This is a genomic window from Burkholderia sp. AU15512 (genome assembly GCF_002223325.1).
In the GTDB taxonomy this organism is placed as follows: Bacteria; Pseudomonadota; Gammaproteobacteria; order Burkholderiales; family Burkholderiaceae; genus Burkholderia.
The window spans coordinates 1,595,061-1,620,515 of the sequence record NZ_NKEX01000003.1 but is presented as its reverse complement, the minus strand read 5'-3'; the positions used below and the strand labels follow the sequence as shown (position 1 = coordinate 1,620,515).

Annotated in this window: 23 protein-coding genes; 15 read left to right on the top strand and 8 right to left on the bottom strand. The window is 67.2% G+C overall.

What is annotated here, in order from left to right; genetic code table 11:
• Positions 1-121: 121 nt before the first annotated feature.
• Both CFB43_RS10100 and CFB43_RS10095 read right to left on the bottom strand, forming a co-directional pair.
• Positions 122-1,468 carry a M16 family metallopeptidase gene (locus CFB43_RS10100; RefSeq protein WP_089494974.1) on the bottom strand — a complete coding sequence of 449 codons (1,347 nt, stop codon included), beginning with the start codon at positions 1,466-1,468 and terminating at the stop codon, positions 122-124.
• Positions 1,468-2,766, bottom strand: coding sequence for a M16 family metallopeptidase (locus CFB43_RS10095; RefSeq protein WP_256989964.1), 1,299 nt, complete (start codon positions 2,764-2,766; stop codon positions 1,468-1,470). Before CFB43_RS10095 ends, CFB43_RS10100 begins: the two co-directional genes overlap by 1 nt.
• 837 nt (positions 2,767-3,603) lie before the next feature.
• Here CFB43_RS10095 and rimO point away from each other — a divergent pair.
• The 4 genes from rimO (at position 3,604) to CFB43_RS10075 (ending at position 7,843) form a co-directional block, all read left to right on the top strand.
• Positions 3,604-4,965 (top strand): 30S ribosomal protein S12 methylthiotransferase RimO, encoded by a 1,362-nt coding sequence (gene rimO / locus CFB43_RS10090; protein ID WP_089456309.1) that lies wholly within the window; start codon positions 3,604-3,606, stop codon positions 4,963-4,965.
• Between the two features lie 3 nt (positions 4,966-4,968).
• Positions 4,969-5,895, top strand: coding sequence for a sugar kinase (locus CFB43_RS10085; protein ID WP_089494972.1), 927 nt, complete (start codon positions 4,969-4,971; stop codon positions 5,893-5,895).
• Positions 5,896-6,005: 110 nt separating this feature from the next.
• Entirely contained in the window at positions 6,006-6,548 is a 543-nt protein-coding gene (locus tag CFB43_RS10080) for a hypothetical protein (protein ID WP_089494971.1), read from the top strand.
• Positions 6,549-6,661: 113 nt separating this feature from the next.
• Entirely contained in the window at positions 6,662-7,843 is a 1,182-nt protein-coding gene (locus CFB43_RS10075) for a cystathionine beta-lyase (protein ID WP_089494970.1), read from the top strand.
• An 87-nt stretch (positions 7,844-7,930) separates the two neighbouring features.
• Here the strand turns inward: CFB43_RS10075 and serB are convergent, their stop codons facing one another.
• Both serB and CFB43_RS10065 read right to left on the bottom strand, forming a co-directional pair.
• Positions 7,931-8,776: a phosphoserine phosphatase SerB gene (serB, locus tag CFB43_RS10070; protein WP_089494969.1), complete on the bottom strand. Its 846-nt coding sequence runs from the start codon at positions 8,774-8,776 to the stop codon at positions 7,931-7,933.
• Between the two features lie 167 nt (positions 8,777-8,943).
• Complete coding sequence (locus CFB43_RS10065) at positions 8,944-9,885, bottom strand: LysR family transcriptional regulator (RefSeq protein WP_089494968.1); 942 nt, start codon at positions 9,883-9,885, stop codon at positions 8,944-8,946.
• A 122-nt stretch (positions 9,886-10,007) separates the two neighbouring features.
• Here CFB43_RS10065 and CFB43_RS10060 point away from each other — a divergent pair, with 122 nt between their 5' ends.
• From CFB43_RS10060 to CFB43_RS10050, 3 genes are all read left to right on the top strand, one after another.
• The gene (locus CFB43_RS10060; protein ID WP_089494967.1) at positions 10,008-11,024 is read left to right on the top strand and encodes a zinc-binding alcohol dehydrogenase family protein; all 1,017 of its coding nucleotides are present in this window, start codon (positions 10,008-10,010) and stop codon (positions 11,022-11,024) included.
• Positions 11,025-11,183: 159 nt separating this feature from the next.
• A complete protein-coding gene (locus tag CFB43_RS10055; RefSeq protein ID WP_089494966.1) occupies positions 11,184-11,735 on the top strand; it encodes a DUF6013 family protein in 552 nt (183 codons plus the stop codon).
• Between the two features lie 233 nt (positions 11,736-11,968).
• The gene (locus tag CFB43_RS10050) at positions 11,969-12,442 is read left to right on the top strand and encodes a PliI family lysozyme inhibitor of I-type lysozyme (RefSeq protein ID WP_089494965.1); all 474 of its coding nucleotides are present in this window, start codon (positions 11,969-11,971) and stop codon (positions 12,440-12,442) included.
• 41 nt (positions 12,443-12,483) lie between these two features.
• Here the strand turns inward: CFB43_RS10050 and CFB43_RS10045 are convergent, their stop codons facing one another.
• Both CFB43_RS10045 and CFB43_RS10040 read right to left on the bottom strand, forming a co-directional pair.
• Complete coding sequence (locus CFB43_RS10045; RefSeq protein ID WP_039357836.1) at positions 12,484-13,287, bottom strand: ABC transporter permease; 804 nt, start codon at positions 13,285-13,287, stop codon at positions 12,484-12,486.
• On the bottom strand, positions 13,284-13,985 hold the full coding sequence (locus tag CFB43_RS10040; protein ID WP_089494964.1) for an ABC transporter ATP-binding protein: 702 nt from the start codon (positions 13,983-13,985) through the stop codon (positions 13,284-13,286). Before CFB43_RS10040 ends, CFB43_RS10045 begins: the two co-directional genes overlap by 4 nt.
• Positions 13,986-14,137: 152 nt before the next feature.
• On the opposite strand from CFB43_RS10040, the gene CFB43_RS10035 reads away from it, so the two are divergent.
• On the top strand, positions 14,138-16,435 hold the full coding sequence (locus CFB43_RS10035) for an AsmA family protein (RefSeq protein ID WP_089494963.1): 2,298 nt from the start codon (positions 14,138-14,140) through the stop codon (positions 16,433-16,435).
• 12 nt (positions 16,436-16,447) lie between these two features.
• Here the strand turns inward: CFB43_RS10035 and CFB43_RS10030 are convergent, their stop codons facing one another.
• The gene (locus CFB43_RS10030) at positions 16,448-16,900 is read right to left on the bottom strand and encodes a lipocalin-like domain-containing protein (RefSeq protein ID WP_089494962.1); all 453 of its coding nucleotides are present in this window, start codon (positions 16,898-16,900) and stop codon (positions 16,448-16,450) included.
• A gap of 171 nt (positions 16,901-17,071) precedes the next feature.
• Here CFB43_RS10030 and CFB43_RS10025 point away from each other — a divergent pair, with 171 nt between their 5' ends.
• The 6 genes from CFB43_RS10025 (at position 17,072) to CFB43_RS10000 (ending at position 23,800) form a co-directional block, all read left to right on the top strand.
• The gene (locus CFB43_RS10025; RefSeq protein ID WP_069248073.1) at positions 17,072-18,664 is read left to right on the top strand and encodes an ABC-F family ATPase; all 1,593 of its coding nucleotides are present in this window, start codon (positions 17,072-17,074) and stop codon (positions 18,662-18,664) included.
• 239 nt (positions 18,665-18,903) lie between these two features.
• Positions 18,904-19,653, top strand: a complete 750-nt coding sequence (locus CFB43_RS10020; protein WP_089494961.1) for an FkbM family methyltransferase — start codon at positions 18,904-18,906, stop codon at positions 19,651-19,653.
• Positions 19,654-20,646 (top strand): phosphotransferase enzyme family protein, encoded by a 993-nt coding sequence (locus CFB43_RS10015; protein ID WP_089494960.1) that lies wholly within the window; start codon positions 19,654-19,656, stop codon positions 20,644-20,646.
• 1 nt (position 20,647) lies between these two features.
• A complete protein-coding gene (locus CFB43_RS10010) occupies positions 20,648-21,526 on the top strand; it encodes a 4Fe-4S cluster-binding domain-containing protein (protein ID WP_089494959.1) in 879 nt (292 codons plus the stop codon).
• On the top strand, positions 21,523-22,584 hold the full coding sequence (locus tag CFB43_RS10005; protein WP_089494958.1) for an asparagine synthase-related protein: 1,062 nt from the start codon (positions 21,523-21,525) through the stop codon (positions 22,582-22,584). The genes CFB43_RS10010 and CFB43_RS10005 overlap by 4 nt, the downstream gene beginning before the upstream one ends.
• Before the next feature lie 7 nt (positions 22,585-22,591).
• Entirely contained in the window at positions 22,592-23,800 is a 1,209-nt protein-coding gene (locus CFB43_RS10000; RefSeq protein WP_089495298.1) for a glycosyltransferase, read from the top strand.
• Here CFB43_RS10000 and CFB43_RS09995 read toward each other — a convergent pair.
• The gene (locus CFB43_RS09995; RefSeq protein WP_089494957.1) at positions 23,757-24,446 is read right to left on the bottom strand and encodes a cephalosporin hydroxylase family protein; all 690 of its coding nucleotides are present in this window, start codon (positions 24,444-24,446) and stop codon (positions 23,757-23,759) included. The two genes, CFB43_RS10000 and CFB43_RS09995, sit on opposite strands and share 44 nt — an antisense overlap.
• Positions 24,447-24,471: 25 nt before the next feature.
• Here CFB43_RS09995 and CFB43_RS09990 point away from each other — a divergent pair, with 25 nt between their 5' ends.
• Complete coding sequence (locus tag CFB43_RS09990; protein WP_089494956.1) at positions 24,472-25,446, top strand: phosphotransferase; 975 nt, start codon at positions 24,472-24,474, stop codon at positions 25,444-25,446.
• The last annotated feature ends 9 nt before the right edge of the window (positions 25,447-25,455 follow it).

The window sequence follows — 25,455 nt, the reverse complement described above, 5'->3', positions numbered from 1 at the left end:
GCGACCATCGGCGCGAAGGTGCATCCGGTGGCGTTCTGCGAAGCGCAGGCGCACGCACGATCGTGCAATGGCAGCGGCCCGGCCGAAGCCGGGCGGGGCACGGCACGAAGCGAGGCGGCGATTATTTCTCCGCAAACGTGCCTGCTTCCACCAACGTCATCTTGTCGGGGGCCAGGTACCTGCGGATGGCGGTGTTGACCTGCTCGACGGTCAACGCGCGGACGCGCTCGGGATAGGTGTCCAGGTCGCTCAGCGGGCGATCCTGGAGCACCGTCTGGGCGATCATGGCGGCCATCTGCCTGGTGGTTTCCATCGCGACTTGATGGCGGCCGATCATGCCGTCCTTGCGTGCATCCAGTTCCGCTTGGGTCACGCCCTGTTTCCACCAGGCATCCAGAATCCGGCGCGTGCTGGCGACGCCCTTGTTCAGCAGGGGCGGGGCGAAGCTGCTGGTGATGACGAATCCGCCGTCCATCAGGGAGAGCCCGGACAGGCCGGCGCGGATGCCATAGGTCAGGCCTTCCTTGTCGCGGACTCCTGCCATCAGGCGGCCGGTGAAGCCGTTGCCCAGGATGTTGACACCCGCGCTGAGGGGCAGATAGTCGGCATCGTTGGCGCGCAGGTCGATGGCCTGACCCAGCATCACGCTGACGGATTCCTTGTCCCCCATGGCGATGCGCTGCGTGTCGGGCCGGCTTGCTTTGCGTGGCGGGCCCTGTCGCACGAGTGCCCGGCCCCCGCTCCAGCCCGCGAAGGCTTCGGTCACCATGGACTGCAGGCGGCGAGGGTCCGCGCCGCCGACCGCGACGAGCGTCATGTGGGCGGGCCCGTAATAGGCTTGATGAAAGGCCTTGATGTCGTTCAGCGTGGCAGCGGCGATTGCGTCGAGCATCCGTTCGCGTGGCACCGGTGCGTTGAGGTGGGCAGCGGGGTAAATGGAACGATCCAGCGCCTCGGTGGCTCGAACCGACGGGTTTTCTCCGGCGTGACGGACCGCGGCCTCCAGCCGGCTCTTGGCCTTGGCCAGCTCCTCCGGCTTGAAGGCCGGCAGGCGCAACTGCTCGGCCATCAGGTCGATCAGCGTCGGCAAATCCTTGGTCAGGCTTTGGCCGTGTATGCCGACATAGCCACCGTCGGTCTGGAATGACAACTGGGCGCCCAGGCTTTCCAGCAGCGCGGAGATCGCCACCTTGTCGCGACGGGTGGTGCCCTCCTGCAGCAACATGCCGGTCAGCAACGGCACGGCGGGATTGGCCGCCTTGCTGGCCGTGTCGGCATCGCCCAGGGGCATCACTCCGGTCACGGACACCATTTCCTGCGGCGACATCGAATAGGTCAATAGCGTGATGCTGCCGGCCTGGGCGCGCACGATACGGTCGGCGATGCCTGCCTGAGCCGCAACAGGCAGGCACAGCATGGCGAACCACACGAACCACGTCCGCAGAGGGTTGAAACGAACATGCTTCATCACGATTTCTCCGGGACGAACCAGCCGGTGGTGCTCTGGTTTTCAACGAGGTACTTGCGGGCGACGCGCTGCACGTCGGCGGGCGTCACCTTTTCGAGTTCTTCGAGCTCGGTGACGAACCGTGTCCAGTCGCCCTGCGAGACCGCGTTGCCCAATCGGGCGGACGTCGCGCGGACGCCGTCACGCTGGTAGACCTGGTCGGCCCGGTAGGGGCCCAGCACCCGCTGGATATCCTCGCGAGTGACGCCCTCGGTCTTGATCCGCTCCAGTTCGGTCCAGGCGATTTTTTCGGCCTGCTCGTGTTTCGCGTCGGGCGGCAGGCTGACCGTCACGACGAACGGGCCGGGATCGCGCAGCGCGTGGAAGCCGGCGCCGGCTTGCGTGGCAACCGTCGTGTCGACCAGTGCGCGATACAGCCGGCTGCTCTTGCCCTGGCTCAATACCAGGCCCAGTACGGTCAACGCAGGCGCATCGGGGTCGAGCGCGCGCGGCCCCTTGAAGGCGATGATCAGACTGCCCGTTGCGCCCGCGCGTTTGAGCACCAGCCTTCGCGGCCCCTGCTGCGGCGGCTCCTCGGTCGTGACAGCGGGAATGGCCTGGGGCGCGCGCGGGATGCCGCCGTAATACTGCCTGACCCACCCCAACGCCTGGTCCGGCCGGAAATCGCCGACCAGGATGACGGTGGCGTTGTCCGGCCAGTAGAACGTGTCGTAGAAACGGCGCAGCTTGTCCACGCTCGCATGCTCGATGTCGCTACGCCAGCCGATGGTGGGATGGTGGTAGGGATGCGCCTGGTAAGCCGTGGCCATGACCTGCTGGAACAAGGCGGTGAAAGGACTGTTCTCGCCTCGCTCGTACTCGTTGCGTACCACCGTCATCTCGCTGGCCAGGTCTTCCGGGCGCAGCAGGAGGTTGCGCATGCGGTCGGCCTCGATCGCGATGTAGCCTTCCAGCGCATCGCGCCCGAGCGTGCCGAAGTAGTTGGTGCGGTCCATCGAAGTGGTGGCGTTGAAGGTTGCGCCTACTCGCTCCATGTAGCTGTTCAGTGCATTGCCGAGCGCCTTGTTGTAGTGCAGGCTGCCCTTGAACATCAGGTGCTCGAGCAGGTGAGTGTCGCCGGTCGTGCCCGCGGCTTCGTTGCGTGAACCCACCCGGTACAACACCTGGAAACTGACCACCGTCGCAGCGGAATCGGGCACGGCAAGCACGGTAAGGCCGTTGCCATCCAGGCGGTATTCGTTGATGCCGCCCAAGGAGCGCACGTGGGTAAAGCCCGGTACCTCGACGGGTTGGGCCATCGCCGTGCCCGCAATCAACGGGCACAGCGAGAGCCAGGTGCATATCAAACGTCGTACTGACATGTAGCGTCCTTTTGTATAGGCAGGATGAACGCGGAAGATCGGGCGCCGGCTCGGCGGTCAGTTGACTGCGATGCGTCGAGCGCGGCGAACGTGGAGTTTTTCATACTTTTCGATGCGTGTTGACCGATGGCGCGTTGCGGGGGCGTCGCAGCCGTGATGCGTTCGTCGACGGCCGTACGTTGCTTGACCGTCGACGTGTAGCGACGGACGGCGCGATCCCCGTTGAACGTGCAGATCACCTGAAAGCGATTGTCGGGCCTGGACTTCTTCAGTGGCGCATCGTCCTTGGGTTTGCCGGCAAACGACGTCGGGAGGAAGCCGATGCGCCAGATTTCACCCCATGCGGCAGTGCAGCCGAGGGGCAGGGCGACGCATGCGCAATGCTACTTTGCGCCCCATTATCGTGAAATGAGACGAGTTCGAATGTTTGGGGCAGAGCCGGCGCACTCGTCGGCAGGCCCCGGCCATGAAAGATCGTGAATGCAGGTGCGCTTTGCCTTCCGCTCGATCGAGAGTCTCACCGGGATCAAAGGAAGCGCGGCGCCATCAGCGCTTCAAATGCGTTGGTTTCGGACATCGCGTGAGCGGGTCGCGCGGCAATGCACCGTTTCAAAGTGAAAGGGGCGCATCGGGCAGCCGTCGCATGACGGCGCCCCCGCCGGCGCGCCGTGCATCCGATTCGACGGTCGATGCCGCCGCCGATCGCCTGTTTTGCCTCGCCACCCCTAAATGGCTGTAAACTCACGCTTTTGCTGCCACGCCCCCACATTCCAGATGTCCCAATCCCCCAAAGTAGGGTTCGTATCCCTCGGGTGCCCGAAGGCGCTCGTCGACTCCGAACAGATCATCACGCAACTGCGCGCCGAAGGTTATGAAATCTCCGGCACCTACGACGGTGCCGACCTCGTCGTCGTGAACACCTGCGGCTTCATCGACGAAGCCGTGCAGGAAAGCCTCGACGCGATCGGCGAAGCGCTGACCGAGAACGGCAAGGTGATCGTCACCGGCTGTCTCGGCGCCAAGTCGAGCGCCAGCGGGTCGAACCTGATCGAGGAAGTCCACCCGAAGGTGCTCGCCGTCACCGGCCCGCACGCAGTGGGCGAAGTGATGCAGGCCGTGCATTCGCACCTGCCGAAGCCGCACGACCCGTTCACCGATCTCGTGCCTGCCGCCGGCATCAAGCTCACGCCGCGCCACTACGCATACCTGAAGATCTCCGAAGGCTGCAACCACCGCTGCACGTTCTGCATCATCCCGTCGATGCGCGGCGACCTCGTGTCGCGCCCGGTCGCCGAAGTGATGCTGGAAGCCGAGAACCTGTTCAAGTCGGGCGTGAAGGAACTGCTCGTGATCTCGCAGGACACGAGCGCGTACGGCGTCGACGTGAAGTACCGCACGGGCTTCTGGAACGGCAAGCCGATCAAGACGCGCATGACCGACCTGGTCGCCGCGCTCGGCGAACTCGCCGCGCAGTATGGCGCATGGGTGCGCCTGCACTACGTGTATCCGTATCCGAGCGTCGACGAAGTGATTCCGTTGATGGCCGAAGGCCCGTTCAAGGGCCACGTGCTGCCGTACCTCGACGTGCCGTTCCAGCACGCGCACCCGGAAGTGCTGAAGCGCATGAAGCGTCCGGCGAACGCCGAGAAGGTGCTCGAGCGCGTGCAGAAGTGGCGCGAGATCTGCCCGGACCTGACGATTCGCAGCACGTTCATCGCGGGCTTCCCCGGCGAGACGGAAGCGCAGTTCGAAACGCTGCTCGACTTCATCCGCGAGGCGGAACTCGATCGCGTCGGCTGCTTTGCTTACTCGCCGGTCGAAGGCGCGACCGCGAACGAACTCGACGGCGCGCTGCCGGATGAAGTCCGCGAGGAACGCCGCGCGCGCTTCATGGAAGTCGCTGAGGAAGTGTCGGCGAACCGCATCCAGCGCAAGGTCGGCAAGACGCTCAAGGTGCTGATCGACGAAGTCAGCGAGGAAGGCGGGATCGGCCGTACGGCCGCGGATGCGCCGGAGATCGACGGGGTCGTCTATGTCGAGCCGGCGGCGAAGGCATCGAAGCGCTACAAGGTCGGCGATTTCGTGTCCGTGAAGATCACGGGCGCTGACGGCCACGATCTGTGGGGCGAGGTGTAAGCGATGGCCGCCGCATTTCCGGAGATCCTCGCGCTCGGCGAGGCGATGATCGAATTCAACCAGTCGCAGCCGGGCCGGCCTGAATTCCTGCAGGGCTTCGGCGGCGACACGTCGAACTTCTGCATCGCCGCCGCGCGCCAGGGCGCATCGACGGGCTTCGTGTCGGCGATCGGCGACGATCCGTTCGGCCGCCTGCTGGCCGACATGTGGCGCGCGGAACGCGTCGACACGACGTACGTGCGGATCGACCGCACGGCGCCGACCGGCGTGTACTTCGTCACGCACGGCGCCGATGGTCACCAGTTCGACTACCTGCGTGCGGGCTCGGCGGCGAGCCGTTATGCAACCGGTGATCTGCCGCTCGAAGCGCTGGCTGCCGCGAAAGCGGTGCACCTGTCGGGCATCAGCCTGGCGATCAGCACGGCTGCGTGCGACGCCGCATTCGCGGCAATCGACCACGCGCGCCGCCACGGCGCGAAGGTCAGCTTCGACACGAACCTGCGGCTGAAGCTGTGGCCGCTGCCGCGCGCCCGCGCGGTGATGCGCGAAGCGCTGCGCCAGACGGACATCTGCCTGCCCAGCTGGGACGACGTGACGGCACTCACGGGCGCGAACGATCGCGATGCGATCGTCGATGCGATGCTCGAACACGGGCCGCAGATCGTCGCATTGAAGCTCGGCAAGGAAGGCGCTTACGTGGCGACGCCGAACGAACGGCGCGTCGTGCCGGGCTTCGCGGTCGGGGCCGTCGACGCGACGGGCGCGGGCGATTGCTTCGGCGGTGCGTTCGTCGCGCGGATCGTCGCGGGCGACGATCCGTTCGCGGCGGCGCGTTATGCGAACGCCGCGGCGGCACTGTCGACGACGGGCTACGGCGCGGTCGCGCCGATTCCGCACCGCGATGCGGTGGAGCGCCTGATGCAGGGCTGACGCGGCATGCGCACGCCGGCCACGGCAATGCGCTCGTGACGATGTGCATGGGCGGCGGGCAGGGCATCGCCGCGATTCTCGAGCGAATCTGAAGCAAGGAGCAACACACGGTGGGTCGATATTCGCAATGGCAACGGGCGCTCGTCGTCGCGGGCGCGCTGGCGGCGGGCATGGCGATGCCGGGCGTCTCGGCGGCGCAGGCCGCCACGCCGGGCGCGCAGCAGGATGAACCGGCCATGGCGCGGCCGCTGAAGCCGAATCCCGAGTTCGCCCGCCTGCCGCGCTACGAAGGCACGCTCGGTGACCGGCCGATCGTCGTGCATCTCGGCCCGAAGACGGACGAGGAAGGCGTGCACGGCGAATACCAGTTCGCCGATACGGGCGAGGTCGTGCTGCTCGCGGGCGATCGCGACGGCGACACGCTCGAAATCGAGGAATCGAACGACGGCACGAACATCACGGGCGTGTGGATCGGCCGCTTCGACGCGACGGGTGCCCTGAAGGCCGACCGGATGAATTCGGACGAGTCGGATCCGCAGCCCGTCGTGCTGCGTCTCGCGCCGGGCAAGCGTGCGGCGCTGCAGGTGCGCGACGGCCGCGTACAGGAAATCGAGACGGTGGGCGGCGTCGTCAACCTGCGCACCGACGACTGAACCCGCGCTGGCTCGGTGCGCGCGGCGCGCATTGTACCGGGCCAATTGCGCCGATTTTGGCTAATCTAGCTGCATATTCCGCAACCGAACGGCCTCGTGCCCGGCTTCCCGTCATGACTGCATCCACTCCCAAGCGCGCACTGCAAACCCGCATCGTTCAACCCGACGACGTGATCCCGGAAGGCTTCCGTTCGTTCGTGCCGCCGGTCGCGCGCGCGTCGACGGTCGTGTTTCCCGATCTCGCGACGATGCGTGCGCTCGTCTGGCACAACGACAACCAGTGGCGCTACGGCCTGCATGCGACGCCGACGTCGCTCGCGCTCGCGCAGCGGCTGGCCGAGATCGAGGGCGGCACGCATGCGCTGCTGCAGCCTTCGGGCCTCGCGGCGATCATGAATGTCTACTTCGGGATCGTGAAAGCCGGCGACGACGTGCTGATTCCGCACAACGTGTACGGGCCGAACGCCGATTTCGGTAACTGGCTGGCGAAGGATTTCGGCATCACCGCGCGCTTCTACGATCCGCTGATCGGCGCCGGCATCGCCGACCTGATCCAGCCGAACACGCGGCTGATCTGGATCGAGGCGCCCGGCTCGGTGACGATGGAAGTGCCGGACGTGCAGGCGATCACGGCGGCCGCGAAGGCGCGCGGCATCGTCACCGCGATCGACAACACCTTTTCGGCCGGGCTCGCGTTCAAGCCGTTCGAACACGGCGTCGACATCTCGGTGCAGGCGCTGACCAAGTACCAGTCGGGCGGCAGCGACGTACTGATGGGGGCGACGATCACCGCGAACGCGGCGCTGCATGCGCAGCTGAAGCTCGCGCGGATGCGCTGCGGCATCGGCGTGTCGGTCGACGATTGCTCGCTCGTGCTGCGCAGCCTGCCGAGCATGCAGGTGCGTTTCGACGCGCACAGCAAGAGTGCGCTCGCGCTCGCGCAATGGTTGAAGGCGCGGCCGGAGATCGCGGCGGTATTGCACCCGCAGATCGCCGATTGCCCGGGGCACGCGTCGTTCATGCGCGATTTCACCGGCGCGGGCGGGTTGTTCTCGGTGGTGTTCGACGAACGCTACAGTGCGGAGCAGGTCGACCGCTTCGTCGAGTCGCTCGAGCTGTTCGCGATCGGCTGGAGCTGGGGCGGCGCATGTAGCCTCGCGATGCCTTACGACGTCGCGTCGATGCGTCCGGACTGGGCGCATCGCGGCACGCTGGTGCGTTTCTATGTCGGCCTGGAAGACGAAACCGACCTGCGTGCGGACATCGAGCGCGCGCTGCAGGCTGCGCTGGGCTGATCGCGCGCCGACAACGTTCGGCAGAAAAACAAGACGCCGGCGCGATGTTGCATCGCGCCGGCGTTTTTCATGTCGGCTGCCGCGGGATCAGAACAGTCGCAGCAGCCCGTCGAGGCCGACGTGATCGAACGCGACCGTCGCCGCATCGCGCACGACGGGCTTCGCGTGGTACGCGACCGACAGCCCGGCTTCGGCCATCATCTTCAGGTCGTTCGAGCCGTCGCCCATCGCGATCGCGCGGCGCGGCTCGAGGCCGAGCGACGCGCACGTCTCGCGCAGCAGGCGCGCCTTCACGTCGGCGTTGACGATCTCGCCGCGCACCTTGCCGGTCAGCTTGCCGTCGACGATCTCGAGCGTGTTCGCATGCGCGTAGTCGAGGCCGAGGCGCGCCTTCAGCCGTTCGGTGAAGAACGTGAAGCCGCCCGACACGAGCAGCGTCTTCATGCCGGCGGCCTTCACGCCGGCGAGCATCTTCTCGGCGCCCGGCGACAGTTGCAGCCGTTCCTCGTACACGCGTTCGAGCGCGTGCGCGTCGAGCCCGGCCAGCAGCGCGACGCGGCGCGTGAGGCTTTCGTTGAAGTCGCGGATTTCGCCGCGCATCGATGCTTCGGTGATCTCGGCGACCTGCGTTTTCAGCCCGCAGAAATCGGCGATCTCGTCGATGCACTCGATCGTGATCAGCGTCGAATCCATGTCCATCACGGCGAGCCCGAAATCGCCGAGCGAGAGGCCGGCCTCGACGAACGCGAAGTCGAGCGCGTGCGTGCCGCAGTAGGCATCGATGTCGAGGCGCTGCGCCGGGTTTGCGTGGTCGATCCGCAGCGCATGATCGTCGGTCTGCACGATGCGGGTGCCGCGCGACAGCGCGAGCAGCGGTTTGTGATGGGTGTCCGACAGCGGCGCAAGACTCTGGATGACGAGGTTGTGGGTCATGACGGGATGGTTGGGAAGCGAATGAAATGCGTCTGCGGCCAACGGGCGGCCGCCTGCCGAAGCGGGCCCCGTCCGGCGTCGGGCCCTTGCGTGGCGAACGCGTCATTGTAGCCGGTTGGCCGCACGCGGCGGTCGGATGCGGATCGAAACCGTGCGCGGCGGGGCGGTCATGGCCCGTCCGCGCGATCCCAGTACGGCGGATCGCCGAAATGCTCGGCCAGGAACGTGATGAAGGCGAGCGTCTTCAGCGGAACGTGCGCGCGGCTCGGGTAGACGGCCCAGATCGCGATGTCTTCCGCGAACGGATAGTCGTCGAGCACCGTGACGAGCGCGCCGCTCGCGAGCAGCGGGCCGACGTCCCAGGTCGACTTGATCGCGATCCCGAAGCCGTCGACGAGTGCTTCGCGGATCGCCTCGCCGTTGCTCGCGACGAGCCGACCGCCCACCCGCACGGTGAGCGGGCCTTGCGGCGTGGCGAACGACCAGTCGCGCTGGTCGCCGAGGATCACGCACTCGTGCCGCGCGAGGTCGGCCGGATGGCGCGGCGTGCCGTGTTCGGCGAGATACGCGGGCGAGCAGCACAGCACGCGGCGGTTCGTGGCGAGCTTGCGCGCGACGAGCGTCGAATCCTTCAGCGCGCCAAGGCGGATCGCGACGTCGTAGCCGTCGTCGACGAGGTCGACGATCTCGTCCGACAGCCGCAGGTCGAGCGACACGGACGGATAGCGGCGCAGGAACGCGGGAATCACCGGCGCGACATGCTGGCGGCCGAACGACGACGACATCGACACCTTCAGCCGCCCGTACGGCTCGGAGCGGCCGTGGCCGACCGATGCGCGCGCGGCATCGGCGGCCGACAGCAGTGTGTCGGCGTGCGCCATGAAGACTTCGCCGTCCTGCGTGAGGCTGATGCGGCGCGTGGTGCGGTGCAGCAACCGCGCGCCGAGCTGGCGTTCGAGCTGCGCGATGCGCGCGCTCGCGACCGCGGCCGAGACACCGAATTCACGGCCGGCGGCGGTGACGTTCGCGAGCAGCGCCGCGCGCACGAACAGCGCGACGTCGAGCAGGTCGAGCGGCTTGTCGGGGGCCGGAATCGGATCGGAGGCCATTATTCTGAAATTCCTGAAAATGTTTCAGGAAATATAGCGCTTTTCTCGAATGATCGGGTTGCCTACGATGACGTTCATGGGGCTGCGCCGCGGCCCACAGGTTTCCTTGAAGGAGTGTCGTGATGAAAGCCGTTGGACTGACCCGTTATCTGCCGATCGACGACCCGCAAGCGCTGCTCGACGTGGAGCTGCCGCAGCCCGTGCCGGGCCCGCGCGACCTGCTCGTGAAGGTCGAGGCGATTTCCGTGAACCCGGTGGATTTCAAGGTGCGCGCGCCGAAGCCGCAGGTCGAGGACACGCCGCGCGTGCTCGGCTGGGATGCGGCCGGCACGGTGGTCGCGGTCGGCGCCGACGTCACGCTGTTCCGGCCCGGCGACGAAGTGTTCTACGCGGGCAGCATCACGCGGCCGGGCGCGAACAGCGAATTCCATACGGTCGACGAGCGAATCGCTGCGCTGAAGCCGCGCACGCTCGATTTCGCCGCATCCGCCGCGCTGCCGCTCACCGCGCTGACCGCGTGGGAAGCGCTGTTCGACCGGCTGCGTGTCTCGCCGCAGGGCGCGGACGCCGGCAAGTCGGTGCTGATCATCGGCGGCGCGGGGGGCGTGGGTTCGATCGCGATCCAGCTCGCGAAGACGCTCGGCAAGCTGCACGTGATCGCGACCGCGTCGCGGCCGGCGTCGGCCGAGTGGGTGCGCTCGCTGGGCGCGGACGCGGTGGTCGACCATTTCGGCGACCTGCCTGCGCAGCTGCGCGAGGCCGGGTATCCGAACGTCGACTACGTGCTGATTTTCAACGACACGGATCGTCACTTTCCTGCCGCGGCGGAGGTCATCCGGCCGCAGGGCGGCATTTGCACGATCGTCGAGAACGACAAGCCGGTGCCGGTCGAACTGCTGAAGGCGAAGAGCGCGGCGTTTCATTGGGAATTCATGTTCACGCGCGCCATGTTCGAGACGCCGGACATGATCGAACAGCACCGGATCCTCGGCGAAGTCGCGCGGCTCGTCGACGGCGGCACGCTGCGCACCACGGTCGGCGAACAGCTCGGCACGATCAACGCGGCGAACGTGCGGCGCGCGCACCAGCTGCTCGAGGCCGGGCGTTCGATCGGCAAGCTCGTGCTGAGCGGCTTCTGAGCCGGCCTCGCGTGTAAGGTTGCGGCGCCGCGAACGCAAGCGGGGTAACACCCGATGCGTTTGCGGCGCATTGCATGCCGCTTGGCGGTAGACTGGCAGCGCATCATGCATCGAAAACCGCGCGGCACGCGCGTGCCGCCGCATACCAAGGAGGTCAGCATGAGCCAACGCAGCTTGTCAGTCGCCGCAACGTGGTCGGTCGTGTTCGCGGCGGCGTGCGTCAGCGCAAGCGTATTCGCGGCGCCGCCGGTCAAGGGCAGCCTGAAGGGGGGCGGCACCGGACAGCTCGAATACACCGTCAAGGTCGACTCGAAGAGCTTCGGCAATACGCAGGAGACCCGCAAGATCCGCTCGGGCGAGACGGACGACTTCAACTGGAAGTCGGTGCCGCCGAGCGGGGCGGTCGCGATGCCGGACGGTTGCCCGAACGCCGACAACCTGCCGCGCGACGAGAACGGCGCGATGGTGCGCCAGACCCAGGTGCGGCTCGCGCCGTCGATCGACGCGAAGGGGATCGCCAACGTGCAGCTGAGCTTCCAGGCAGCCGCGCCGAAAGGCACGCGCAACGTGACGGCCGGCGGCAAGTCGCTGCAGTGTCCGGACGTCGTGTCGGTGAGCCAGGTGAAGTGGGTGTCGATCCCGACCAACGGCGGGTCGAAGTCCGTCACGATGAGCGATAGTACGAAAGTGACGGTGTCGATCAAGCGTTGAGCGGTGCGCATGGGCCGGCGTCGGAGCCGGTGCGCGCGCAACGGATTCGACTTGCGGTACCACGCGGCGACACGTGACCGTTTCGTGTCGCCGTCACAGTGCTTTCTCGCGACCTGCTTCAGCGGCATGGCGGCCGTTCGCCGTGCGGTGGCGTCGCGTAGCGACCCGCGTGACGTCATGAGCCTGTCACGCTATGCTCGCCCGCATCATCACCTTCCTGTCACGACATCCCGATGAAATACCGAATGCGCGCGCTGTTGTGTGTTTTTGCGTTCGTCGCCGTGCACGCGCACGCGGCCGACGATTGCGGTTTCGTGAAGAAAGTCGAGCTGTCGTCGCGGCAGCAGGTGGCGGTCGTGTCGAGCGGCGCGCTCGAACCGTGCTCGACCGGCAGCTACGCGGTGCGCGTGTATTCGACCGCGCATGCCGCCCCCGGCTTCGATACCGACGATTACGTGACGGGCGCGCTGCATGCGCGTGATGGTACGGTTACCGATGCATTCACGGCCGACCTCGGTGCACGTGCGCCGCAGGCGCTCGTCGTGACGACGCGCTCGGCCGGCAGCGGCGGCTATGTCGGCGCGCAAGCCTATGTGACGACACCGCGCGCCGTGAAGCTCGTCGCGTCGGTCGACGGGCTCGCGCCCGACGCGGACATCCCAGCCGCGTTGCGGCAGGCGCTCGGCAAACGCCACGGCGCGCGCTGACTGGCGAACCGCGCGAACGCGTCGCGCGATGGCGCCGGGTGTCAGTGCGCGCGTTCTTCGAGCCGCGCGGCGAGAAAGCGGTGATCCGCCGAGAACAGCCGGCGATAGGTCATCAGCACCGCGCCGACCGTGCCGAGCGCGGAGGCCGCGGCAATCAGGAACATGATCACGATCTGGTAGCGCACGGCCTGCAGCGGCGACTGGCCGGCCAGCACCTGGCCCGTCATCATCCCCGGCAGGCTCACGACGCCGACGACGGCCATCTGGTTCAGCGTCGGCAGCATGCCGGCGCGCACGGCCTGGCGCGCGGCGTCCTGCGCGGCTTCCCAGCGCGTCGCGCCGAGCGCCAGCGCGGTTTCGACGCGATCGCGGCGCGCCGTGAGTTCTTCCATCATCCGCTCGACACCGAGCGACACGCCCGTGAGCGTATTGCCGAGAATCATCCCGAGAATCGGAATCGCGTATTGCGGCGCGTACCACGGATGGATGCGGATCACGACGAACAGGCCGACCGCCGCGACGAACCAGCTGCTGAACCAGATCGACGCGATGCTGTCGATGCGCTGGCCGCGATACGTGCGCTTGCCGCGCCCCGCGCCGGCGAACCCGGCGATCAGCGTCATCAGCGCGGTGAGCGGCAGCACGATGTACCAGTGAGGATGACCGAACACCCAGCCGAGCACGTAGCCGATCGCGAGCAACTGCACGACGGTGCGCACGGCCGCGAGCGCGAGCTTGCGGCCGAGGCCGAGCGACAGGGCCATCGAGATCGCGCCGTTGACCGCGACGAGCGCGGCGGCGATGCCGACGTCGACGAGGCTCAGATCCTGCAGTGCGGGGCTCATTGCGGGGCCTCCGTCGGGTTGGCCACGTGCATCACGCCGGCCTGCATCACGAGCCGCATCGTGCCGATCCGCGCGGCCTGGGCCGGATCGTGCGAGATCCACAAGTACGCGCGGGCGTCGGGCGCCGCGTCGAACCATGCGCCGACGAGCGCCTCGATCGCGCGCGCCGATTCGGGGTCGAGCGCGGACGTCGGCTCGTCGAGCAGCAGCACGTCGGGGTCGAGCTGCAGCACGCGCAGCAGCGCGGTGATCTGCGCTTCGCCGCCGGACAGGTCGCTCGCGCGCTTGTCGAGAAAGTCGGAACCCCGGCCGGCCTGCGCGGCGAGCGCTTCGGCGCGCGCGCGATCGAACGCAACGTCGCGATAGATCGCGAGCGAGTACGGGTAGCGCAACTGCGATTCGACGGTGCCGTCCATCTGCGCGGGGCGCTGGCGCACATAGGCGACACTGCGGCGGTAACGCGGGATCGCGTTGCGCCGGATCCGCTTGCCGCGCCACAGGATGTGGCCGCCGTCGAGCGGGTCGAGCAGCGCGAGCGCGCGCAGCAGCACGCTCTTGCCCGACCCGGACGGCCCGGTGATAGCAATTCGCGATCCCGCCGCGAGGCTGAAATCGGTCGGGGCGAGCAGGGTCTTGCCGCTGCTGGCATCGCGCCGCGTGATGCGCGCCGCATCGATGAGGCCGGTGGGGGCTGTCATGTCACAAATGAAAAAAAGCGTTAATGGCGCCGAAACGTCACCATGGCGTGCGTCATAATACCGATTGAAAAGCCGCGGGTGTCGTGCGCCGTTCGTCCACGCAAGCGGCCCGGCATGGTGCGGCAACATTTCAGAACAACAACGGAACCGCCATGACGCTAGCCCGAGCCATCGGCAAATCGGCTGCATGGATCGTCGGTATCGTCGCGGTGCTCATCGCGGCGGCCGGCGTCTTTCTCTTTATCTTCGACTGGAACCGCGCGAAGCCGTGGGTCAACGAGCAGGTCACGGCCGCGCTCGGCCGCCCGTTCGCGATCAACGGCGACCTGAAGGTCGGCTGGCGCCGCCCCGACGGCGAAACCGGCTGGCGCGCCTGGGTGCCCTGGCCGAGCTTCACGGCCACGCAGCTCGAGATCGGCAACCCCGACTGGGCGAAGATGCCCAAGTTCGTCACGCTCGATGCCGCGCACTTCGATCTCGCGATCCTGCCGCTGCTCGCGCATGAAATCGTGATCCCGTCGATCGACGTCGTGAATCCGGCCGTCGACCTCGAGCGGCTCGCCGACGGCCGCAACACGTGGACCTTCCAGTTCAAGCAATCGTCGCAGCCGTCGCCGTGGAAGGTGCGGCTCGACAGCTTCGGCTTCGCGAAGGGCACCGTCACGTACCGCGACGCGATCACGAAGGCCGACCTGACCGTCGCGATCGATACGCTCGGGCAGCCGATTCCGCTCGGCGACGTGCTGAAGGAGCAGGAGCAGACGTCGCGGGCGGCATCGGCGCAGCGGGTCGGCAAGCATGGCGCCGCGCAGTTGAGCGCGAAGGCCAACGCGGAGGCTGCGTCGAGTGCGTCCGCTGCGCAGGCTGCGAGTGCGGCCTCGACCACCGGTGCTTCGGCCGGGTCTGCCGTGATGTCGGCGTCGTCTTCCTCGCCTACCTCTTCGGCATCGTCTGCCGCTGCCGCATCGGGTGCAAGCGTTACAAGCAGCGTCGCAGCGCCCGCGAAGCCGTCCGGCCCGACCTATGCGTTCGGGCTGAAGGTCGACGGCCGCTACAAGAACGTGCCGATCAGCGGCACCGGCAAGCTGGGCGGCGTGCTCGCGATCCAGGACGCGTCGCGGCCGTTCCCGTTGCAGGCCGACGTGAAGGCCGGCGACACGCGGCTCGCGATCGTCGGCACGCTGACCGACCCGATGCATCTCGCGGCCATCGACCTGCGGCTGTGGCTGCAGGGCACGTCGATGTCGCATCTCTATCAGCTCAGCGGCATCACGCTGCCCGATACGCCGCCTTACGCGACCGAAGGGCGGCTGATCGGCAACTTCAAGCGCAAGGCCAGCACCTTCCGTTACGAGAACTTCAACGGCCGCGTCGGCGGCAGCGATCTCGGCGGCACGCTCGTCTACGAGCAGCGCGAGCCGCGGCCGAAGCTGTCGGGCGAACTCGTGTCGAACCTGCTGCAATTCTCCGATCTCGCGCCGGTGATCGGCGCGGATACGGCCGCGAGCAAGGCCAAGCGCGGCGACACGACGAAACAGCCGTCGAGCCGCGTGCTGCCGGTCGAGACGTTCCGCACCGACCGCTGGCGTGCGCTCGACGCCGACGTCAAGTTCACGGGGCGCAAGCTGATCAAGAGTTCGGACCTGCCGATCACCAACCTGTACACGCACATCGTGATGACGGACGGCGTGCTGTCGCTCGAGCCGCTGCAGTTCGGCGTCGCGGGCGGCACGCTCGCCACGACCGCGCATCTCGACGGCAGCGGCGCGCCGCTGAAGGGGCGCTTCACGGTGGCGGCGCGGCACCTGAAGCTCAAGCAGTTGTTCCCGGCGCAGAAGGTCATGCAGTCGGCGCTCGGCGAGATCAACGGCGATGCGTCGCTGTCGGCGACCGGCAACTCGCCGGCCGCGCTGGCCGCCACGTCGACCGGCGAGGTGAAGGCGCTCGTGACGGACGGCCGCATCAGCCGCCTGCTGATGGAAGCGGCGGGGCTGAACGTCGCGAACGTCGTCTACGAGAAGCTGTTCGGCAACAACGACGTGAAGATCAATTGCGCGGCGATCGACTTCGTCGCGACCAACGGCATTCTCGACCCGAAGGTGTTCGCGCTCGATACGGACGACGCGCTGATCAACGTCGACGGCCCGATCAGCCTGCGCGACGAAACGCTGAACCTGAAGATCCACCCGCACACGAAGGGCTTCCGGATCTTCTCGCTGCGCTCGCCGCTGTACGCGAAGGGCACGTTCAAGAACCCGAACGTCGGCGTCGATGCAGGTGCGCTCGCGCTGCGCGCCGGCGCGATGGTCGGCCTCGGGCTGATCAACCCGTTCGCGGCCCTGATTCCGCTGATCGCGCCGAGCAACAACCGCGACGTGCCGTGTTCGGAGCTGTTCGGCCAGATGAACGCGAAGGCGGCCCAGCGGGCAGCGGCGAAGGCCGGCAAGTGACGCGCGTGCGCGTCAGCGGCCCGCGCGCACCCAGAGCAGCACGGCATCGACTTCCCGGCCGTCGATCCGTACCGGGGCGGCCGTGCCGAGCTGCAGGCGATCGCCGTCGAGCCTGACGGCGCGCTGCTGGACGTTGCCGATCCAGTTCGGGAACAGGCTGACGTCCATTTCGTGGGTCAGCGTGCCGTCGTCGGCGACCTGAAAGGGGCCGGAATACGCGATGTAGCCGCCGGCGGCCGCCGCGCGCTCGTCGGCGGTGCCGCCCTGCAGGTCGCCGTCCGCGTAGGGCGGCCGGCCGGCGGCCATCAGCTGCGCGGACATGTAGCCGTCCGGCGTGTACAGGATCCAGCCGCGCGCGTCGCGGCCGAGCGGATAGGTGACCGCGCTGCCGTCGCGCGGCCGGACTTCGTAGGATACGAGGCGCCATGCGCCGACGAGTTGTTCGCGAAGCTGGCTGGCAAGCATGCGGGATTCCGGTAAGGCGGCGGTGGGGCGCGTGCCGTCGTGTTGGCGGGCCGTCGGGCCGCAGGCCGGGGAGGCCGGAAATGCGCTGCCGGAACGGCGTGGTCGGCAGTTTCTCCGACACCTGCTAAAATACACGGTTTTCCGTCGATTTATCCTTTAACGGGACCTGCCGTGCTTTCTACTGCCAACATCACGATGCAATTCGGGCCGAAGCCCTTGTTCGAGAATATCTCGGTCAAATTCGGCGAGGGCAACCGCTATGGTCTGATCGGCGCGAACGGCTGTGGCAAGTCGACGTTCATGAAGATCCTCGGCGGCGACCTCGAGCCGAGCGCCGGCAACGTCGCGCTGGAGCCGAACGTGCGTCTCGGCAAGCTGCGCCAGGATCAGTTCGCGTACGAAGACGTGCGCGTGCTCGACGTCGTGATGATGGGCCACACCGAAATGTGGGCCGCCATGACCGAGCGTGACGCGATCTACGCGAACCCGGAAGCCACCGACGACGACTACATGCACGCCGCCGAGCTCGAAGGCAAGTTCGCCGAATACGGCGGCTACGACGCCGAGGCGCGCGCGGGCGCGCTGCTGCTCGGCATCGGCATCGAGGAGAAATTCCACAACGGCACGATGAGCGACGTCGCGCCGGGCTGGAAGCTGCGCGTGCTGCTCGCGCAGGCGCTGTTCTCGAAGCCGGACGTGCTGCTGCTCGACGAACCGACCAACAACCTCGACATCAACTCGATTCGTTGGCTCGAGCAAACGCTCAACGAGTACAACTCGACGATGATCATCATCTCGCACGATCGTCACTTCCTGAACTCGGTGTGCACGCACATGGCCGACATGGACTTCGGCACGCTGAAGGTCTGGCCGGGCAACTACGACGACTACATGCTCGCGTCGGCACAGGCGCGCGAGCGCCAGGCCGCGGCGAACACGCGTGCGAAGGAGCGTGTCGCGGAACTGCAGGACTTCGTGCGCCGCTTCTCGGCGAACAAGTCGAAGGCCCGTCAGGCGACTAGCCGTGCGAAGCAGATCGACAAGATCAAGATCGAGGAATTCAAGCCGTCGTCGCGCCAGAACCCGTTCATCCGTTTCGAGTTCGAGAAGAAGCTGCACAACGTCGCGGTGGTCGCTGAAGAGATCACGAAGAAGTACGAGCGCACGATCTTCCAGAACTTCAACCTGTCGGTGCAGCCGGGCGAGCGGATCGCGATCATCGGCGAGAACGGCGCGGGCAAGACGACGCTGCTGCGTTCGCTGCTCGGCGCGCTCGAGCTCGAGCACGGCACGGTGAAGTGGTCCGAGAACGCGAACGTCGGCTACATGCCGCAGGACACGTACGAGGAGTTCCCGAACGACATCACGCTGATGGACTGGATCGACCAGTACCGCAAGGACGGCGACGACGAAACGATGGTGCGCGGCACGCTGGGCCGCCTGCTGTTCACGTCGGACGACATCAAGAAGTCGGTGAAGGTGCTGTCGGGCGGCGAGAAGGGCCGCATGATCTGGGGCAAGCTGATGCTCGGCCGCCACAACGTGCTGCTGATGGACGAGCCGACCAACCACATGGACATGGAGTCGATCGAGTCGCTGCAGATCGCGCTCGAGCAGTTCGAAGGCACGCTGATTTTCGTGTCGCACGACCGCGAGTTCGTGAGCGGGCTGGCGAACCGGATCATCGAAGTGCGTACGGATGGCACGCTGTTCGACTTCGGCGGCAATTACGAGGAGTTCCTGACGAGTCAGGGGCAGGAGTAAGTGTCCTGACGCTTCCGTTCATGTGTTGCGGTCTGGCCGTGGTACGAAGCTGGAGCGCATAGCAACGCGAAGCCGCGAGAAGCGCATCGGGCCCGCATCGACAGTATTGTCGATGCGGGCTTTTTCATTTCCGTGCCGGTAAAGCGCGGGGGCGCACATTCCCGTTTCCTCCTCGCAATCGACTTCGGGTAAATTACGCTCCGGATACCACCCTCAATTCCGACCCGGAGCCGCCCTCGATGCAGGACCATCCTCTCCCGCTCGATTTATCCGGCCTTGCGCCAAGCCTCTATGCACAGGGCACCGAGGAAGGCATCCTGTCGCGCCTGATGGAGCGGATCGCGCCGACCAACCGCTTCTGCGTCGATATCGGCGCGAGCGACGGCCTGCGCAACAGCAACACCGCGCGGCTGCTGCGCGAACGGGATTGGGCCGGGGTGCTGGTGGAAGGGAGTGCGTACCGCTTCGGCAAGCTGGCCGCCCACTACGCAGGTGTAGACCGCGTTCGCTTGCATCACGACCGCGTTCAGCCCGACACGATCGACACGTTGCTCGCCGATGCCAACACGCCAACCGACTTCGACCTGCTGTCAATCGACATCGACGGCAACGACTACTGGGTCTGGCGCGGCCTGCAAGCGTTCCAGCCGCGTATCGTCGTGATCGAATACAACCCGTACTACACGCCGCCCGAGCGCTGGGTCATGTGCTTCAACCCGGACCACGAATGGGACGGCTCGACGTATTACGGCGCGAGTCTCGAATCGCTCGTCCATCTCGGCAGGCAGAAGGGCTATGAACTCGTCTGCTGCGACGACATGGGCAACAACGCGTTCTTCGTGCGGCAGGACCTGTATCCGCTGCTCGGCATCGCGAACAACGACCCTTCGGTGCTGTTCCGCCCGGCGATGTACAAGGTGCGCTACGTCGGTCACAACACGTTCCTGAGCGGTCATCCGTATCGATACGGGCCGGCCGAGCACATCTGAATGGACTCGCTCGCCGCGACCTTCGACGAGATCCGCGAGGCCTACGCGTTGGGCCGCATGGGGCCGCCGCGCCAGGTCGGCGAACGCGTATGGCACCTGCCGACCGATGACGGCGGCGTCGCGGTCAAGCTCTACGCGCTCGACCATCATGCGCGTGCGGCCAAGGAGGCCGCCGTGCTCGCGCACTTCGAGACGCATCGCGATGCGCGTTTCCATGTGCAGGCGCTGAAACGCACGACGTCCGGCGAGCCGCTGTGGACGGGACAAGGCTCGCACGCGATGCTGACGCACTGGGAAGCCGGGCAGTTCAGAACCTACGACACGTTTTCGCCGGCCGAATGGGATGCGCTCGGCGCGAGCCTGGCCGCGTTGCATCTGAGTCTCGAGCCGCTTCATTTGCCGCAGCTCGACACGATCCGCGCACGCCTGACCGCGATCGATGCGGACGCGGTGCGCCGCAGCCTGCACGACGCACTCGATCGCGCACGCTCGAACCACGCCGCCGACAACCTGCGCCGCTACGTCGATCTCGCGCTGCGCCTGCTCGACCGCTACTATCCGGGCAGCATCGACGCGTTTCCCGCCGACGATCCGCAGCACCCGATCCACAACGACTACAACCAGTTCAACTATCTGTTCACGGGCACGCTGCCGCCGCTCATCCTCGACTGGGAAGCGTCGATCGGCGCGCCGCGCGAATACGAGCTGGTGCGTTGCCTGAACCATCTGCCGCTGGAGGCGCCGCATCTGGCGGAAGCGTTCGTGCTGGCCTATCGGCGGACCCGGCCGGTCGATCCCGCGCGCCTTGCATGGGCGGTCGATGCCGCGTGTCTGCAGCACGCGCTCAAGCTCTGGATCGTGCAAGGCTGGCTCGACGATCCGTCGCGCTTTGCATCGCATCTGAACGGCGCGGTGGCGATGGCCACCGCGATGGTGGATGCGCGCGACCGTCTGGTCGATTTCTTTTCCCGTTGTGTGGAAGCAGGACGCTGAAGTGAATGCGAATCTGAACCGGATGTCGAATCCGACGCCGCCCACCGAGCGGCAGCATGTGTTTCCGCCGCCGCTGGATCGCGATTACCGCGTCGAAGACGGGCGCGTGCTGACGCGCTCGCTCGAAGCGCACATCGTCGATCACTGCAACCTGACCTGCGCGGAATGCTGCTCGCTGTCGCCGCTGCTGCCCGAGTGGTATGCGCGCCCCGAATCGATCGAAGCCGATCTGCGCCGCGCCGAGAAGGTGCTGCGCCCGCGCATGTTCAAGCTGGTCGGCGGTGAGCCGCTGCTGCATCCGGCGCTCGTCGAACTCGTCCGGCGCGTGCGCGCCACGGGCATCGCGCCCGTGATCTCCGTCACGACGAACGGCCTGAAGCTCGGCGAGATGCGCGACGCGTTCTGGCAGGCGGTGGATGCGCTGACGATCTCGCGCTATCCGAAGCCGTCGCTGTCGCCCGACCTGGTCGCGCACATCGAGCGCCAGGCCGCGCGCTTCGACGTGCGCCTGAACTGGAAGGTGCAGAACGTGTTCACGACGATGAACCGCGCGCAGCCCAGCACCGATCGTGACGCAGCGCAGCGCCTTTATCACGATTGCTGGATCCGCGAGCGCTGCCATATGATTCGCGACGGCATGTTCTACACGTGCACGCGTCCCGCGCATTTCCATACGCTCTACCAGGGCGAGAAGGATTTTCAGTCCGATGGGCTGCCGCTGCGCGACGACGCTGGCATGCTCGACGCGATGCTCGCCTATCTGCAACGCGAGACGCCGCTCGAAGCGTGCCTGCATTGCCAGGGCGGCAGCGCACCGGTGGCGCCGCATCGCATCCTCAAACGTATCGAAGTGGACGCCTTGAAGGCGCGTTATCCATGATCGTCGGCACGCGCGACCGGTTCGGCTTCGACCGGCTTCACTACCATCCGCGCAGCGGTGCGGCGGCGTCCGGCATCCGGGCCGTCCTGCACGCGTCGGGGCAACCGGCCGGCGAGCCGGACGCGGCGGCCATCGCCGGTTACCTGAGCGGCGAGCGGCTGGTCGGCCGCACCGTGTTGCGCGACGTGCGCGCGGTGCCGCCCGGCCATGCGCTGATCCGTTCGCCGCAAGGGCTGACCGTGCTGCCGGCACCCGGGCAGCCGCAGCATGCCGATCTGGAAACCGTGCTGCGCGCATCGCTGCAGCGCGCGCTCGACAGCGGCAAGCGCGTTGCGCTGGCGCTGAGCGGCGGGCTCGATTCGGCGCTGCTGCTCGCGTTGCTGCGCGAACTCGGCGCGCAGCGGCACGTGACGTCCTACGTCCTCGTGACCGACATGCCCGACTATTGCGAACGCGATGCCGCACTCGAACTGGCCGCGCAGATGCAGGCGAACGTGAAGATCGTGCGCGCGAACGAGGCCGATTTCGTCGCGGCGCTGCCGAGAACGACGCATGCGGTCGAGGAGCCGATGTTCAACCTGCATCCGGTCGCGAAGCTGCTGCTCGCCGAGGCGATGGCCGGGGATGGCGTCGAGGTGGCCATCACCGGCGACGGCGCGGACCAGGTGCTGCGCCGCGACCAGTCGGCCAACTATCTGCCGCTGTGCCGTGCGTTGTTCGATGCGGCGTCGGTCGACCTGCATCCGCCGTTCGTCGACGCTGCCGTCGTCGCGCATCTGACGAGCATCGCGCCCGACCCGGACAAGCAATGCCTGCGCGACCTGGGTGCGCGCCTGAACCTGCCGGACCGTCTCGTGCACGGCCCCAAGCGCGGGCGGCTCGCCCCGGCAATGGATCTCGCGGCGCTGCTCGATCGCGACCGCACACACGCGCTGGCCGACACGCTCGGCCTGGCCGCGCCCACGCTGCAGGCGGATACCGAACGCGTGCTGTGGACGACGCTGTCGCTGATCCTCGATCATTTCGACCACCTCGATGCCGCGCATCGCCCAACCTGAATCGTTCATGAAACGCATCCTGTTCTGCGTGGTGCCCGAAAAGGGGCACGTCAATCCGTGTATCGGCCCGGCCCAGCATCTGCGTACCGCCGGGTGCGACGTCGCGTTCTATGCGCCGGCCGATCTCAGCGCACAGCTCGACGGTGCCGGCGGCTTCGAATTCGTCGGGCCGCGCGAGACGCCCGAGCGCCACGACCTGTCGCGCGGCGCGAGCTTCGCCGCGAACATCCGCGACGCGGACTGGCTGCGGCACTGGATCCGCACGCTGCTGATCGATCTCGCGCCCGCACAGGTGGACGGTATCCGCACGGTGCTGCGCGACTGGCGGCCCGACGTGGTCGTGATCGATCCGCTGCTCTATGCGGCGGCGATTGCCGCTGAACTGGAAGGGCTGCCGTGGGTCTCGATGTCGAATTCGCTGAATCCGGTGCTGCCGGACGATCTCGATTCGGAACTGCTGCGTACGGTGCGATGGCTCACGCCGGAACGCACGCGGCTGTTCGCGCGCTACGGGCTCGATGCGCGCTTTCGCGGATGCGACATCCTCTCTCCGCATCTGACGCTCGCGTTCACGACCGACGCGCTGGTCGGTGCGCCGCCGCCGGGTGTCGAGCTGGTCGGCCCGGCAATGCCGTCCGGCCCGCGCGGCGACGAGACGCCGTTTCCGTGGGATCGCGTCGATGCGGATCGTCCGTTGGTCTACATGTCGCTCGGCAGCCAGCTTTACTACCATCCCGACGTGTTTGCGAAGGTCATCGAGGCGACGCGCGCGACGTCGGCGCAACTGGTGCTGTCGGTGGGCGAACTGGTCGATTCGGATCTGCTGCCGGCCGACGACGAGCGCGTGATTGCGGTGCGCTACGTGCCGCAACTGGCGCTGTTGCAGCGCACGCACGCGTTCGTCAGTCACGGCGGCGCGAATTCGGTGATGGAGTCGCTTGCGTGCGGCGTGCCGATGCTGCTGTCGCCGTTCTGCAATGACCAGTTCCATTCGGCGCACTTCGTCGAGCAGGCCGGCGCGGGGTGCGTGCTGGATCTGCAGCAGGCCGGCGTGGCGGACATCGCCGCTGCGCTCGAGCGCCTGTTGCGGCCCGGGACGTTGCGCGAGCAGGCGGCGCGGATCCGCGCGAGCTACGCGTCGTGCGACGGTTCTGCCGAGGCGGCGCGCCTGATCAGCGCACTCGCTTCAGGAAGCCGCCGGGCGACAGCGTCATGAGGACGCGGTCCTCGATGTCGTAGTCGATCTCGAAGCGGTTGTCGCGAGCGAGGAATTCATGCGCGGCGGTGGCCGGGTTGTTGCCTTTGCCGTACGGCTTGCCGTCGAACATCGACGCGGGCAGGTACTCCATGATGGTGTCCATCACGATCGCGTAACTGCCGGGCGTCACGAGCGGCGCATAGCATTCGAGCTCGCGCAGCACGTGCGTGTGGGTGTGCGTGAGATCGAGGATCGCCATCACGCGTGCGCCGTCATCGATCTGCGCACGCACCGATGCGAGCGTGTCGGCCGCGCATGATTCGCCTTCGATCAGCGTCATCCGGTGGGCGAGCCGGTGCGATTGGAGGCGCTGCCTGACCTCATCGCGCAGGCGCGGTTCGATCGCGACGACGCGGCCGCTGAAGCCAGCGAGCTCCAGCATCGACGCGGAGAATACGACGCCGCCGCCCGCCGCGATCCCGGTCTGCACGATGCAGTCGGGACGCTCGCGCCAGATCAGCTCCTGGAGCGCGAGCATGTCGCCGGGCAGGTGGAAGAAGCGCTCGCCGAGCCAGCGCGTATGGAACAGATGGTCGAATTCGGCAGCGCGCGTCAGCCATTCGATATTGATGTCCCGCATGCGGGCCGAGGGACGCTCTGACATGGTCAATGCAACGAGTAGGAGTGACGTGAAAACGCTGGAACCGTGGCTTCACCGGTACTGGAACATCGGGCCGGCGCACCTGCAGGCGCTGGCGTCGGGCCATACTAACAAAACGTATCTCGTCGAGTGCGATGCGGGGCGCGCGGTGCTGCGCGTGTCGTGGCCCGGCAAGGCGGTCGAGCAGGTGCATCGCGAGGCGGCGATGCTCGGCCATCTCGGCCGCTCGCGTACGGCGCCGACGCTGCCTGTGCTGCCGAAGCTGCGGCCGACCGTGGACGCCCAGTCCGGTGTGCAACTGCCTGATGGAAGCTGGCTGCATCTGTTCGAGCATATCGACGGCCGCCCCGGCCTGCCGGACGATGCGGAGGCGGGCGCGATCGATGCGATGCGTGCACTCGCGCATCTGCATGCGGCGATGGCGGCGATGGCGGTGATGCCCGTGACCGAATCGGCGCCGCTGGCCTGGCTGTCGGCACGCCACGCACGTGTAGCGGCGCGTGCCGCGCCGTCGTTGCCGGGTGGCTTGAGCGGCCACTACGAGACGACGATGCGTCGGATCGGCGCGGATCTCGACGGTGCTGCCCGCTGGCTGACGGGGACGGTGCATTGGTTGCACGGCGACTATCACGCGGGCAATTTGCTGTACGTGGGGCACGCGGTGAACGGCGTGCTCGATTTCGACGATGTCGGGCAGGGCGCGCAGTGGCTCGAAGCGGCTTTTGCGCTGTTCGCGCTGTCGCGCGATGCGGGCAGGGACGACCGCTTCGTATTCGATGCGCGGCGCTGGGACGCCGGCCTGCAAGCCTATGCCGCGACGCGGCCCGATGACGTGCCGGACTGGATGCACGACCGACGCGATGCGCTGATGGCCCTGTTCTGCGCGGACCAGACGCTGATCCATCTCGAAGCTGCACAGCGCGGGCTGTGGACGCCGGGGGCGGGCATCGGTTTTCTCGGCGGCTGGTGGCAGTTGCTGGAGGGTGCGGCGCCGGGACGTTAACCGGCTGCT

Bases quoted from the DNA above. Each gene is read 5' to 3' on its own strand.
- CFB43_RS10085 (WP_089494972.1), top strand. From the start codon at position 4,969: ATGGCCGCCGCATTTCCGGAGATCCTCGCGCTCGGCGAGGCGATGATC.
- CFB43_RS10030 (WP_089494962.1), bottom strand. From the start codon at position 16,900: ATGCTTGCCAGCCAGCTTCGCGAACAACTCGTCGGCGCATGGCGCCTC.
- CFB43_RS10035 (WP_089494963.1), top strand. From the start codon at position 14,138: ATGACGCTAGCCCGAGCCATCGGCAAATCGGCTGCATGGATCGTCGGT.
- rimO (WP_089456309.1), top strand. From the start codon at position 3,604: ATGTCCCAATCCCCCAAAGTAGGGTTCGTATCCCTCGGGTGCCCGAAG.
- CFB43_RS10000 (WP_089495298.1), top strand. From the start codon at position 22,592: ATGAAACGCATCCTGTTCTGCGTGGTGCCCGAAAAGGGGCACGTCAAT.
- CFB43_RS10100 (WP_089494974.1), bottom strand. From the start codon at position 1,468: ATGAAGCATGTTCGTTTCAACCCTCTGCGGACGTGGTTCGTGTGGTTC.
- CFB43_RS10045 (WP_039357836.1), bottom strand. From the start codon at position 13,287: ATGAGCCCCGCACTGCAGGATCTGAGCCTCGTCGACGTCGGCATCGCC.
- CFB43_RS10060 (WP_089494967.1), top strand. From the start codon at position 10,008: ATGAAAGCCGTTGGACTGACCCGTTATCTGCCGATCGACGACCCGCAA.
- CFB43_RS10040 (WP_089494964.1), bottom strand. From the start codon at position 13,985: ATGACAGCCCCCACCGGCCTCATCGATGCGGCGCGCATCACGCGGCGC.
- CFB43_RS10055 (WP_089494966.1), top strand. From the start codon at position 11,184: ATGAGCCAACGCAGCTTGTCAGTCGCCGCAACGTGGTCGGTCGTGTTC.
- CFB43_RS09995 (WP_089494957.1), bottom strand. From the start codon at position 24,446: ATGTCAGAGCGTCCCTCGGCCCGCATGCGGGACATCAATATCGAATGG.
- CFB43_RS10020 (WP_089494961.1), top strand. From the start codon at position 18,904: ATGCAGGACCATCCTCTCCCGCTCGATTTATCCGGCCTTGCGCCAAGC.
- CFB43_RS10075 (WP_089494970.1), top strand. From the start codon at position 6,662: ATGACTGCATCCACTCCCAAGCGCGCACTGCAAACCCGCATCGTTCAA.
- CFB43_RS10065 (WP_089494968.1), bottom strand. From the start codon at position 9,885: ATGGCCTCCGATCCGATTCCGGCCCCCGACAAGCCGCTCGACCTGCTC.
- CFB43_RS10095 (WP_256989964.1), bottom strand. From the start codon at position 2,766: ATGGCCCAACCCGTCGAGGTACCGGGCTTTACCCACGTGCGCTCCTTG.
- CFB43_RS10015 (WP_089494960.1), top strand. From the start codon at position 19,654: ATGGACTCGCTCGCCGCGACCTTCGACGAGATCCGCGAGGCCTACGCG.
- CFB43_RS10005 (WP_089494958.1), top strand. From the start codon at position 21,523: ATGATCGTCGGCACGCGCGACCGGTTCGGCTTCGACCGGCTTCACTAC.
- serB (WP_089494969.1), bottom strand. From the start codon at position 8,776: ATGACCCACAACCTCGTCATCCAGAGTCTTGCGCCGCTGTCGGACACC.
- CFB43_RS10050 (WP_089494965.1), top strand. From the start codon at position 11,969: ATGAAATACCGAATGCGCGCGCTGTTGTGTGTTTTTGCGTTCGTCGCC.